The 12,094-nt window shown below is 65.2% G+C and carries 11 protein-coding genes and 2 tRNA genes; 11 read left to right on the forward strand and 2 right to left on the reverse strand.

What is annotated here, in order from left to right; genetic code table 11:
- Positions 1-129: 129 nt before the first annotated feature.
- A tRNA-Ser gene (locus D1012_RS18590) sits at positions 130-219 on the reverse strand.
- Positions 220-481: 262 nt separating this feature from the next.
- On the opposite strand from D1012_RS18590, the gene D1012_RS18595 reads away from it, so the two are divergent.
- From D1012_RS18595 to D1012_RS18625, 7 genes are read left to right on the forward strand one after another with little or no spacing between them, the layout of a single operon-like run.
- Positions 482-1,318, forward strand: coding sequence for an SPOR domain-containing protein (locus D1012_RS18595; protein ID WP_233517181.1), 837 nt, complete (start codon positions 482-484; stop codon positions 1,316-1,318).
- A 15-nt stretch (positions 1,319-1,333) separates the two neighbouring features.
- Entirely contained in the window at positions 1,334-2,500 is a 1,167-nt protein-coding gene (locus D1012_RS18600) for a D-alanyl-D-alanine carboxypeptidase family protein (protein WP_118155642.1), read from the forward strand.
- An 11-nt stretch (positions 2,501-2,511) separates the two neighbouring features.
- The gene (gene tmk, locus D1012_RS18605; RefSeq protein WP_118155643.1) at positions 2,512-3,135 is read left to right on the forward strand and encodes a dTMP kinase; all 624 of its coding nucleotides are present in this window, start codon (positions 2,512-2,514) and stop codon (positions 3,133-3,135) included.
- Positions 3,135-4,262, forward strand: coding sequence for a DNA polymerase III subunit delta' (locus D1012_RS18610; RefSeq protein WP_118155644.1), 1,128 nt, complete (start codon positions 3,135-3,137; stop codon positions 4,260-4,262). Before tmk ends, D1012_RS18610 begins: the two co-directional genes overlap by 1 nt.
- 7 nt (positions 4,263-4,269) lie before the next feature.
- On the forward strand, positions 4,270-5,082 hold the full coding sequence (locus D1012_RS18615; protein WP_118155645.1) for a TatD family hydrolase: 813 nt from the start codon (positions 4,270-4,272) through the stop codon (positions 5,080-5,082).
- Positions 5,079-5,894 (forward strand): MBL fold metallo-hydrolase, encoded by an 816-nt coding sequence (locus D1012_RS18620; RefSeq protein ID WP_118155646.1) that lies wholly within the window; start codon positions 5,079-5,081, stop codon positions 5,892-5,894. The genes D1012_RS18615 and D1012_RS18620 overlap by 4 nt, the downstream gene beginning before the upstream one ends.
- A complete protein-coding gene (locus tag D1012_RS18625) occupies positions 5,891-6,829 on the forward strand; it encodes an AEC family transporter (protein ID WP_118155647.1) in 939 nt (312 codons plus the stop codon). Before D1012_RS18620 ends, D1012_RS18625 begins: the two co-directional genes overlap by 4 nt.
- 198 nt (positions 6,830-7,027) lie before the next feature.
- Here D1012_RS18625 and lipB read toward each other — a convergent pair whose 3' ends face one another.
- On the reverse strand, positions 7,028-7,720 hold the full coding sequence (gene lipB, locus D1012_RS18630; RefSeq protein WP_118155648.1) for a lipoyl(octanoyl) transferase LipB: 693 nt from the start codon (positions 7,718-7,720) through the stop codon (positions 7,028-7,030).
- Between the two features lie 100 nt (positions 7,721-7,820).
- Here lipB and D1012_RS18635 point away from each other — a divergent pair, with 100 nt between their 5' ends.
- The 4 genes from D1012_RS18635 to D1012_RS18650 all read left to right on the forward strand — a co-directional run bounded on the left by D1012_RS18635 (position 7,821) and on the right by D1012_RS18650 (position 12,045).
- Positions 7,821-9,284 carry a peptidoglycan-binding domain-containing protein gene (locus tag D1012_RS18635; protein ID WP_118155649.1) on the forward strand — a complete coding sequence of 488 codons (1,464 nt, stop codon included), beginning with the start codon at positions 7,821-7,823 and terminating at the stop codon, positions 9,282-9,284.
- A gap of 119 nt (positions 9,285-9,403) precedes the next feature.
- A tRNA-Leu gene (locus D1012_RS18640) sits at positions 9,404-9,490 on the forward strand.
- Between the two features lie 300 nt (positions 9,491-9,790).
- Positions 9,791-10,891: an ABC transporter ATP-binding protein gene (locus D1012_RS18645; RefSeq protein ID WP_233517182.1), complete on the forward strand. Its 1,101-nt coding sequence runs from the start codon at positions 9,791-9,793 to the stop codon at positions 10,889-10,891.
- A 77-nt stretch (positions 10,892-10,968) separates the two neighbouring features.
- Positions 10,969-12,045 (forward strand): ABC transporter substrate-binding protein, encoded by a 1,077-nt coding sequence (locus tag D1012_RS18650; protein WP_118155651.1) that lies wholly within the window; start codon positions 10,969-10,971, stop codon positions 12,043-12,045.
- Positions 12,046-12,094: the final 49 nt, after the last annotated feature.

Genomic DNA, 12,094 nt, shown 5'->3' on the forward strand with positions numbered 1-12,094 from the left:
GGCGATATCCGCGCCATCTGGGCTTCGGAAAGCAGGATCATCTCGCTCATGGCAGCACCCCCTGTGGTGCCGCAAGTGAATCAGTGAGTTGTCCGACCCGCAAGAAAATTAATGGGTCCAGAGCCTAGGTGGCGGAAGCGGTGGGATTCGAACCCACGGTACGGTTCCCCGCACGCTAGTTTTCAAGACTAGAGCCTTAAACCACTCGGCCACACTTCCAGCTGGCACCGATTATCCGGGCTTGGCGGCGAATTCAAGCGGTGTGGTGCGGATTGGTCAACTGTGCGTGTCGATCTGTGCCGATCGTTGCGCGCGCCCTTTCCACGCGGGGCGCACAACGGTATGATGCAGCCACAAATCACGCTATGCATCGGGCAAAGGCCGCACCGGCAAGGGGCGGACACGGGAAAAAAGCGCAGGATGAACCTGCGCCCATCGGGGGCAAGGAATGGCACAGGCACGGATCAGGTCGCTTATCCTGATGACAGTCGCAAGCACGGCTCTGGCCGCTTGTGTGGATGGCGGGAACCCGTTCAAACGCGGTGACACCGCCGATGGCGCGCAGACGCGACCTTCGGCTTCTACCTCGACCCGGCTGGTCGACCGCGATGTCGAAGCGCCCGAGGTGTTTCAGACCCTCGACAAGGCGCTGTGGGATGGCCGTCCGTCGCTGGGAGGTGTCTGGGTCGCCTCGCCCGATGCCAAAGACCCCGAGCGGGTGATCATCCGCAACACCGGCAATGGGAAATTCGTGATTGGCGCGCTGTTCCGGCGCGAGATCGAAAATCCGGGGCCCAAGCTACAGATCTCGTCCGATGCGGCGGCGGCACTGGGCATTCTGGCCGGCGCGCCTGCCGATGTCAGCGTGATCGCGCTGCGTCGCGAGGAAGAGCAGATCACCACCGACGCGACAAAGCCGATCCTTGATTCGTCGGAAACGGTGGAAACCCAGTCGCTTGATCCGATTGCGGGTGCCGCGGCGGCGCTGGACCGGGCCGATGGCAAGCCGGTATCACCGACAGCCTTGGCCCCTGTGGTCAGTGGCGCCGCCGCGGCCCCTGCCCCGGCAGCGGTGCCAAAACCTGCAGTCCCAGCAGCCGCAGCTGGCGGACGCACCATTCAGATCGGGATCTTCTCGGTTGAGGCGAATGCCACCCGTGCGGCGGAAACGCTGAAAAAGGCTGGGCTGACCGGCACCGTGCGGCGTGAGGAAAGCCAGGGCAAGGCGCTGTGGTCAGTGACCACGCGCGGCGATGCGGCGACGATGACAAAGGTCAAGGGACTTGGCTTTCCCGATGCCTATTTCCTGAAACGATAAGCTGCCGGAGATCCGATGCGCCCCCAGTTTCGAACCCTGTTCCGCCCGGTCTTGACCGTGATTCTGTTGCTCGCAGCGCCGATGGCGCAGGCGTTCGAGACACGGGCCACGGCCGCCTGGGTTTATGACGTGAGCACGGAAACGGTGCTGATGGACAAGAACGCCGATCTGGCCCTGCCGCCCGCCAGCATGTCCAAGCTGATGACCATCAACATGCTGTTCGAGGCACTGCGCGATGGCCGCGTCACGATGGACACCGCCTTTCCGGTGTCGTCCCGCGCGGCGGCGATGGGCGGCTCGACCATGTTCTTGCAGGAATCGGACCGCCCCACAGTCAGCGATCTGATCCACGGCATGATCGTCAACTCGGGAAATGACGCCTGTGTGGCTGTGGCCGAAGGGCTGGCGGGGACTGAGGAGGCGTTTGCCGATCAGATGACTGCGCGCGCGCGCGCCTTGGGGATGCAGCATTCGGTGTTCCGCAACGCCTCCGGCTGGCCTGCGGTGGGGCATGTGATGTCGATGCGCGATCTGGGCATTCTGTCCAAGCGGCTGATCGTCGATTTCCCCGAATTCTACCCGATCTTTGCCGAGACGACCTTTGATTACAAGGACCGCGCCCCGGCCAATGCCAACAACCGCAACCCGCTGTTGGCGCTGGGGGTCGGCGCTGACGGGCTGAAGACCGGCCACACGTCCGAGGCGGGTTTTGGCCTTGCCGGATCGGCGGCGCAGGGCAACCGGCGGGTGATCTTTGTGATCACCGGGCTGGCCACAGAACGCGAACGCGCCGAAGAGGCAGAGCGGATCGTGTCCTGGGCCTTCCGCCAGTTTGCCGAGAAAACGCTGGTCAAGGCCGGGCAGCGTGTGGCTGAGGCGCCGGTCTGGATGGGAGCGGCAAATACGGTCGGCCTGGTGCCAGCGGCAGATGTGCGGCTGCTGGTGCCCGCACTGGTGCAGGAAAACGCCACCGCCGAAGTCGTCTACACCGGCCCGCTCAGGGCACCGCTGACGGCCGGAACACAGGTGGGCGAGATGATCATCCATATCCCCGACCTGCCCGATGCCCGCGTGCCGCTGGTGGTCGAGGCCGATGTCGCCAAGGGCGGCTTTGGCAAGCGGTTGCTGACGGCGGTGGATGTGTTGCGCGCGCGCTACCTCGACGAGCAGCCCGCCTCCTGATAGGCGGGGCCATGACCGGGATTTTCATCAGTTTTGAAGGCATTGACGGCTCTGGCAAGTCAACGCAGGCGCGCCTTTTGGCCGATGCCTTGCGCGCATCCGGCCACGGCGTGACCCTGACCCGCGAGCCGGGCGGCAGCGCCGGGGCCGAGGAAATCCGCCGTCTGGTGCTGGAGGGAGCGACCGACCGCTGGTCGGCCGAGACCGAGATCCTGCTGTTCACCGCCGCCCGCCGCGACCATGTGGAGAAAACCATCCGCCCGGCATTGGCGCGGGGCGATGTCGTGATTACCGACCGGTTTGCCGACTCCACCCGGATTTTTCAGGGCATCACGCGGGGCGATCTGTCGGCTACGGTCGATACGCTGCATGATCTGATGATCGGCGTCGAACCTGACCTGACCCTGCTGGTTGATCTGGACCCGGTGCAGGGACTGGCCCGCGCCACCGCCCGCGCCGGAGCCGAGATGCGGTTCGAAGATATGGGGCTGGCGTTTCAGACCCGCGCGCGGGCCGGGTTTCTGGCATTGGCCGCCCGCCACGCCCGTTTTCGCGTGATCGACGGCGCGCGCAGCCCGGATGCGGTGGCCGCCGATGTGTTGACGCAGGCGCTGACCGTGATCGGGGCGCGCTGATGGCCGCCGCCGACCTGCCCGAACCTGACCGGATCGAAGGCGCGCCGCATCCGCGCGAAACCCGGCGACTGTTTGGCCATGACGCGGCGGAGAGTGCGTTTCTCAATGCCTTTACCTCGGGCCGCTTGCATCATGGCTGGCTGATCACCGGGCCAAAGGGCGTGGGCAAGGCGACGCTTGCCTGGCGCATCGCGCGGTTCCTGCTGGCGACGCCCCCCGATGATGGCGGCATGTTTGCCGCCCCGCCGCCCGAGTCGATGGACATTCCCACCGATGCCCCCGTGGCGCGCCGGATGCTGCAACTGGCCGAACCGCGCTTGTTCCTGCTGCGACGCGGGGCCAATGACAAGGAAACCGCGCTCTCTGCCGATATCCGGGTGGATGAGGTGCGCAAGATGAAATCGTTCTTTGCGCTGTCGGCAGCGGATGGCGGCCGCCGGGTGGCGATCATCGACGCGGCGGATGATCTGAACACCGGGGCGGCGAATGCGCTGCTGAAACTGCTCGAAGAACCGCCCGCCGATGTGACTTTCCTTGTCGTCGCGCACCAGCCGCACCGGCTGTTGCCCACGATCCGGTCACGTTGCCGCGAGCTTCGGCTGACCGCGCTGCCGCCCGAACCCCTTGCGCGGGCGCTGGAACAGGCGGGCGGCGCGGTCGACCCGGATGATGTGCAGGCGCTTGGCGAGCTGGCCGGTGGCTCGGTCGGCGAGGCATTCCGGCTGACCAATCTGGACGGCTTGAAAACCTATGCCGGTCTGATCCAGCTGTTCACCACCCTGCCCCGGCTGGACCGCTCGCGTGCGCTGACACTGGCCGAAACCGGCGCGGGCAAGGGGTCGGAAGAGCGTTTTGACCTGATCGTGACGCTGCTCGATCTGTTTCTGGCGCGGCTGGCCCGCGCTGGCACCCTGCGCCAGTTGCCGCCCGAGGCGGCGCGCGGTGAGGGCGATCTGTTTGCCCGGCTGGTGCCCACGGAACAGGCCGCGCGGGGCTGGGCCGACCTTGCGCAAACCTTGTCGCTGCGGGCGCGCCGGGGCAAGGCGGTCAACCTTGACCCTGCCGCGCTTCTGATGGATAGCTTGCTCAAAATTGACGAGACGGCGGGACAGCTCGCCCAGAAATGAGCGTTGCATGCCCCTCCGACAGCCCCCTGACATCGTTGACAGCCACTGCCACCTTGATTTTCCGGATTTCGCGGGCGAACTGGATCAGATCATCGCCCGCGCCCATGCCGCAGGGGTGCGGCGGATGGTGACAATCTGCACCCGTCTGCGCAACGAACCGGTCGTGCGCGCAATTGCCGAGGCGCATGCTTCGGTGTTCTACGCCGCAGGCACCCATCCGATGAGCGCGGCGGAAGAGCCGATGGCGACGGTCGATCAGCTGGTGGCGCTGGCGCAGCACCCGAAATTCGTCGGCATCGGCGAGACGGGGCTGGATTACCACTACACCGCCGAGACCAAGGACGTGCAGCAGCAAAGCCTGCGCCTGCACATCACCGCCGCACAGGAAACCGGCCTGCCACTGATCATCCATGCGCGCGGGGCCGATGAGGATATGGCGGCGATCCTGACCGAAGGCTATCGCGACCGGCCCTATTCCTGCGTGATGCACTGCTTTTCCAGTGGCGAGGGGTTGGCAAAAGCGGCGCTGGAGCTGGGGTTTTACCTGTCGATGTCGGGCATCGCGGCGTTTCCGCGCTCGCAAGAGCTGCGCGACATCTTTGCCGCCTGCCCGGTGGACCGCATTCTGCTGGAAACCGACAGCCCCTATCTGGCCCCGCCGCCCTATCGCGGGCGGCGCAACGAACCGGCCTATACCACCTATACCGGCAAGGCCGGGGCGGCTTTGTTCGGCATTTCGGAAGCAGCCTTTGCGGCACAGACCACCGCGAATTTTGACCGGCTGTTCACCCGTGCCCGCCTGCCGGACAGTGCAGCATGACCGACCGGCTGCGCTTTACCATCCTTGGCTGCGGTTCCTCTGGCGGGGTGCCACGGCTTGGGATGAAAGCGCCGGACTGGGGCGATTGCGACCCTGCCAACCCAAAGAACCGCCGCACCCGCTGTTCGCTGCTGGCAGAGCGGATCGGCGCTGGCGGCACAACCCGGGTGCTGATCGACACCTCGCCCGACATGCATGCGCAACTGCTGGCGGCTCAGGTGGGGGTGCTGGATGCAGTGGCCTTTACCCATGCCCATGCCGATCATACCCATGGCATCGACGACCTGCGGCAGGTGGTGTTCAACATCCGCCGCCGTCTGCCGGTCTGGGCCGACGGCCCGACACAGGATGCGCTGATCTCGCGCTTTGGCTATGCCTTTGTGCAGCCTGCGGGCAGCCCCTACCCGCCGATCCTGGATCTGAACACCATCACCGATGACACGCCGTTTTCGGTGACCGGGGCTGGCGGCGATCTGACGCTGACCCCGTTTCTGTGCGAACATGGCAGCATGGATGCCCTGGGCTTTCGCATCGGCGGGCTGGCCTATCTGCCCGACGCGGTGGCGATCCCCGAGACGCACTGGCCGCTGCTGACCGGGCTGGAGGTCTGGGTGGTCGATGCGCTGCGCCGCAAGCCGCACCCGACCCATGCCCATCTGGACATGACTTTGGGCTGGATTGACCGTGCGCAACCCGCCCGTGCGGTGCTGACCAACATGCACAATGATCTGGATTATGCCGTGCTGCTGACCGAGCTGCCCGCCCATGTCCGCCCCGCGTTTGATGGCATGGTGATCGAGATTGCGGCATGACTGCCCTGCTGGACGTGATCCTGCCGGTCTTCATGGTCATCGCCTTTGGCTACGCGGCCGCCCGCTTCGGGTTGTTTTCTGACACTGCCGTCGACGGGCTGATGCGGTTTGCGCAGAATTTCGCGGTGCCCTGCCTGTTGTTCCGCTCTATCGCCACGCTGGACCTGTCGGGGGCCTATGAGACCGGGCTGCTGGTGTCGTTCTATGCCGGGGCGTTCAGCGGCTTTGCTGTCTGCTTTGCCGGGGCGCGCTGGTTGTTCAACCGGCCGCTGACCGATTCCGTCGCCATCGGCTTTGCCGGCCTGTTTTCCAACTCGCTGCTGCTGGGCCTGCCGATCACCGAGCGGGCTTACGGGGTTGATGCGCTGCAGGGCAATTTTGCCATCATCTCGATCCACTCCCCCATGCTGTACGGCTTTGGCATCGGGCTGATGGAATGGGCGCGTACGCGCGGACAGGGGTTGTCGGCGGCAGCCTTGTCGCGCCAGATCGGGCGGGCGGTGTTTTCGCAGCCCTTGGTCATCGGCATCACGCTGGGCTTTGCCGTCAACCTGTCAGGACTGCCGTTGCCGGGGGCGTTCTGGTCAGGGGTGGATCTGATGACCCGCGCCGCGATTCCTGCGGCGCTGTTCGGCCTTGGCGGCGTGCTGCTGCGCTATAAGCCAGAGGGCGACCGCGCCACCATCGCCATGGTCTGCGCCGCATCGCTGATCGTGCATCCGGGGGTGACATGGTTGCTGGCCACGCAAGTGTTTGCGCTTGAGACTGCCGCGCTGCGCTCGGCGGTGGTGACGGCGGCAATGGCCCCCGGCGTCAACGCCTATCTGTTCGCGCATATGTATGGCGTGGGCAAGCGGGTGAACGCCTCGGCCGTGCTGATCGCCACGGCGCTGTCGATCGGCTCGGTCTGGATGTGGCTGGCGATCCTGCCCTGACCCGCGCGCAAAACTGCGGCTTTGGTGCCTTGGTCCCCACGCCCCCCACCCCAGCCCTCCCCCACAAGGGGGGAGGGAGGCACCTGTGCCGGGCAGGTTCACGCATCCGGCGGGCGCGGACGCAACGCCGGAAAGCCTGCGCCTCCCCTCCCCCTTTGTGGGGAGGGGATGGGGGTGGGGGCTACGCCACGCTGACGATCAGCCCGCGCAGGCCGGGGGGCTGACCCCGTCGGGCCGCAACCCGCCCTCGGGGAAAAACCGCGGAAAGGTGGTTTTCAGCGCCAGGTCCAGATCGTCCATCGTGACCGGCAGACCCAGATCGACCAGCGATGTCACGCCATGATCACGGATGCCGCAGGGCACGATGCCCGAGAAATGTGACAGATCCGGCTCCACATTGATGGAAATGCCGTGAAAGCTGACCCAGCGCCGCAGCTTGACGCCAATCGCCGCGATCTTGTCCTCAGCGGGCTGTCCCTCCGGCCCGGCCCGTTCAGGGCGCGGCACCCAGACGCCGACCCGGCCCGGGCGCACCTCGCCGGTCACGTTGAATTCGGCCAGCGCCGCGATCACCCAGTTTTCCATTGCCCGCACAAAGCAGCGCACATCGCGGCCCCGCGCGCCGACATCCAGCATCACATAGACCACCCGCTGCCCCGGCCCGTGATAGGTGTATTGCCCGCCCCGCCCCACGGCATGCACCGGGAAACGGTCCGGGTCGGTCAGATCGGCGTCGCGTGCGCTGGTGCCAGCGGTATAGAGCGGTGGATGTTCCAGCAGCCAGATCGCCTCGGGCGCCTCGCCGCGCGCGATGGCCTCGGCCCGCGACTCCATCGCGGCCAGCGTTTCGGCATAGGGGGAAAGACCGGGAAGGTTCAGCCATTCGGGCATGGGGGGCCTGTGGGTAAGGAAAAGAGGACTAGGCAGCTCGCGGGATCGTGATAGCCTTTTCGCCAATTGAAAGTGAGTCTGCCATTTGGGGAGAGATGTGATGAAGTTCAAAGCAATTGCAACCGTCGGGATTATCGCAGGGCTGGGCCTGACCCCGGCAGAGCCGGTTCACGCCGATGCGGGCGATGCGATTGCGGGCGCGCTGATCGGCGGCATTCTCGGCCATGCCATCGCCCGCGACCAGCAAAAGCGCCAGGCCACCACGCAGCGTCGGTCAACCAAATCGACCCAGCCGGGAATTTCCAGCGCGCAGCGCGAGGCCAACCGCGAGGTGCAGACCGCGCTCAATCACTTTGGCTACCCGGTCGGCACGCCCGACGGCTCCATCGGTCCCAAAAGCCGCGCGGCGATCTCCAGCTATCAGGCCACGCTGGGCTATCCGCCCAGCGGGCAGCTGACCGATTACGAACGCACGGTGCTGGTCACCGCCTATCACCGCGCGATTGCGGGCGGGCCGGTGGTGGCGCAGGCGGCAGCGACGCATCCGATGGGGATGAAAGGCTTGCTGCTGATGCAGCGCGACGAGATGGCGGGCATTCCACCCGCAATGGCGGCTGTCCCCGCCGCACCCGTCGCCCCTTCGGCTGGCGTGATGGCAGCGGCCCCGGCCCTGCCCGCGCTGATGCCCGAGGCCCCACCGGTGGCGATGGCCGCAGCACCCGCCCTGCCCAGTTTCATGGGCGCAGGCAACACGCAGGTCTCGCTGGCCAGCCATTGCAACAAGATCAGCCTGATGACCAACACCAACGGCGGCTATGTGACCGAGGCCAGCATGACCGACCCCGGCTTTGCGCTGGGGGAACAGTTCTGTCTGGCGCGGACCTATGCCATGGCCACAGGGGAAGAACTGGCAGGCAAGGTTGCAGGATTCACCCCCACCCAGATCGCCGAGCAATGCGCGGGCTTTGGCCCGGTGCTGGCCGAGCATGTGGCCGGGCTGTCGCTGAAACCCCGCGATGCGGTGCTCAGCGGGGTGCAGGGCTTTATCCTTGGCTCGGGCATGTCACCGGCACAATTGTCGGGCACGGCCAAGGTCTGCCTTGGCGTCGGCTATACCACCGATGCGATGGATGTGGCGGTGGGATCAGCGCTGCTGCTGACCGCGTTGGGCGAGCAGGGCTATGCCGAACTGCTGGGCCATCACCTGAGCCAGGGTTACGGTGCCACCGTCCGGCCCGAGCTGGCGCTGGACTGGTATGACATGGGGCTGACCGCCATCGGCCAGGGTCAGGCGGTGTTTGCGCCCGGTCTGGGTGACCGGGGCGCAGTGATCCGCAAGGCGGCTTATACCGCAGCAGGCCGCGCCGATGCGCTGGTGCCGGTGGTGCCTGCAACCCTGCCGCAGTTTGCGGTGGTGCCCGAGGCGGCCCCGGCTGCCGCACCCGTCGCACCACAATCTGTGGCACAGGCCGACGCAACCCCGACCGCCCCGGCAGCAGACTCGGCCGGTGCGCGGGTGGTGATGTCGGCGGCAAAGCTGCCGTTTCTGCTGCTGGGCAACTGAGACTGGCGGCGGTTTTCACACGGTGGACCGGGCGCATCAGAGAAAGCATCGGGGGGCGTAGAATCCCCCTTTCCTTCGCCGCGCGGCTTCGCTAAAAGCCCGCCATCCAGGTCGTGTCTGCGGATGTGGCGGAATTGGTAGACGCGCAGCGTTGAGGTCGCTGTTCCTTAACCGGAGTGAAAGTTCGAGTCTTTTCATCCGCACCACGACCTGGAATTCCATCAGAAGGCGCCCCTGAACCGGGCGCCTTCTGGCGTTTTGCCCCCTTGCGCGCCGCGCCGTCGCCTTCCGCGGCCCCGAACGGCCAAAGTGCAGGCAATTCGCCCGGCTTCCGCCCGCCAACTGCCGCAACAGACGGCGAAAGCGGCGCAATATGACTGATTTTCCCGCATTCGCCATGCCATGCCTTAAATTGTGACAAGCCAGTTGCAATGCAGGGCCGCATTGGCTTTAGTCATCCTAACGAGTGCAGAAAATCTGCCGGACCACATGGGGAGACCAGCGCGGTGAGCGAAAGCCACAACGACGCCTTTGTTGCCTTTGACCGGGTACAGAAAAGCTATGACGGCGTGAGCCTTGTCGTCAAAGATCTTAACCTTAACATCGCCAAGGGGGAGTTTCTGACCATGCTCGGGCCTTCGGGGTCGGGCAAGACCACCTGCCTGATGATGCTGGCCGGGTTCGAGACCGCCACCAATGGCGAGATCCGGCTTGATGGCACCAACATCAACATGGTGCCGCCGCACAAGCGCGGCATCGGCATGGTGTTCCAGAATTACGCGCTGTTTCCGCATATGACGGTGGGCGAAAACCTGTCCTTTCCGCTCGAAGTGCGCGGCATGGGCAAATCCGACCGCGAGGCCAAGGTGGCGCGCGCGCTGGACATGGTGCAGATGGGGGCTTTTGCCAACCGGCGCCCGGCCCAGCTGTCCGGTGGCCAGCAACAGCGGATCGCCCTTGCGCGCGCGCTGGTGTTTGACCCGAAGCTGGTCTTGATGGATGAACCACTTGGCGCGCTGGACAAACAGCTGCGCGAACATATGCAGTTTGAAATCAAGCACCTGCACGAAAGCCTTGGCATCACCGTGGTCTATGTCACCCATGATCAGGGCGAAGCGCTGACCATGTCGGACCGCATTGCCGTGTTCAACGATGGCCGCATCCAGCAGCTTGCCCCGCCCGCCGATCTGTATGAACGCCCCGACAACAGCTTTGTGGCGGGCTTTATCGGCGAGAACAACAAGCTGCCCGGCACACTCGAAGAGCTGTCGGGTGACAAGGCACTGGTGCGGCTGGCCACCGGCGAGCTGATCGACGCAACCCCCGTCAACGTCACCCAGAAAGGGCAGCAGACGCTGGTTTCGATCCGGCCAGAACGGGTGGAATTCAAGACCGGAATGATGCCGCCCGGCGCGCACATGATCGGGGCCGAAGTGCTGGAGGTCATCTATATGGGCGACATCCTGCGCACCCGGCTGCGGGTCGCGGGGTCGGATGACTTCGTGATGAAATGCCGCAATACGCAGGGGCAGACCCGTCTGAGCCCCGGCGAGCAGATAAAGGTCGGCTGGCATCCGCAGGATGCCCGTGCGCTCGACCCGATCTGACCAATTCCCCGGCCACAAGGGGAGTGCCGCACACAGCGGACAAAAGAACCACCGATAACCAATATGGGAGCTTGCCAATGAAGAAACTTCTTGTCCTGTCCACCGCCCTTTCGGGCCTTGGCTTTGCCGCTTCGGCGCAGGAAATCGCCGTCATGTCCTGGGGTGGCGCTTATGCCACCAGCCAGATCGAAGCCTACCACAAACCCTTTACCGCCGAGACCGGGATCACCGTCGTCAACGTCGATGCCGACAACCCGGCCGCTCCGATCAAGGCACAGGTCGAAGCGGGTAACGTCACCGTAGACGTGGTCGATCTGGAATATGCCGATGCCGTGCGCCTGTGTGATGAAGGTCTGCTGGAAGTGCTGGACCCTGCCATCCTGGCCCCCGGTGCCGACGGGACGCCCGCAATGGATGATTTCCTGCCCGGCGCCGTGACCGACTGCTATGTCGCCACCATCGTGTTCTCGACGCTTTACGCCTTTGACGAAAGCAAGTTCCCCACGGACCCGCCGACCACCATCGCGGATTTCTTTGACACCGCGAAATATCCGGGCAAGCGCGGCATGCGCAAAGGCGCAAAGGTCAATCTCGAGATGGCCCTTATGGCCGATGGCGTGCCCGCAGACGAGGTTTACGGCATTCTGGAAACGCCGGAGGGTGTGGACCGCGCCTTTGCCAAGCTGAGCACCATCAAGAACGACATGATCTGGTGGGAAGCGGGCGCCCAGCCTCCGCAACTGCTGGCCGATGGCGAGGTCGCGATGACCACCGGGTACAACGGTCGCTTCTTTGCGGCGGCAGTGACCGAGGGCAAGCCGTTCAAGCAGGTGTTTGACGGTCAGGTCTATGAATATGACGGCTATGCGATCCCCAAGGGTGCGCCCAACATGGAAGCGGCCAAGCAGTTCCTGACCTATGCCACCACCACCCAGGCGCTGGCCGATCAGGCCAAGTGGATCGCCTATGGCCCGGCGCGCCATTCCTCGGGCCCGCTGGTCGGCCTGTTCATGGATGGCAAGACCGAGATGGGCCCCTTCATGCCCACCGCCGCCGAAAACCTGACCAATGCGCTGCCCTCCTCGTATGAGTTCTGGGTCGACCGCGACACCGAGCTGAACGAACGTTTCAACGCCTGGCTGGCGTCGAACTGATCTGATCAGGCGCGGGGCGGCGGCACAACCGCCGCCCCGATCCGTTGCA

The sequence above is a fragment of the Pseudotabrizicola alkalilacus genome, from assembly GCF_003443995.1.
Taxonomy (GTDB): Bacteria; Pseudomonadota; Alphaproteobacteria; order Rhodobacterales; family Rhodobacteraceae; genus Pseudotabrizicola; species Pseudotabrizicola alkalilacus.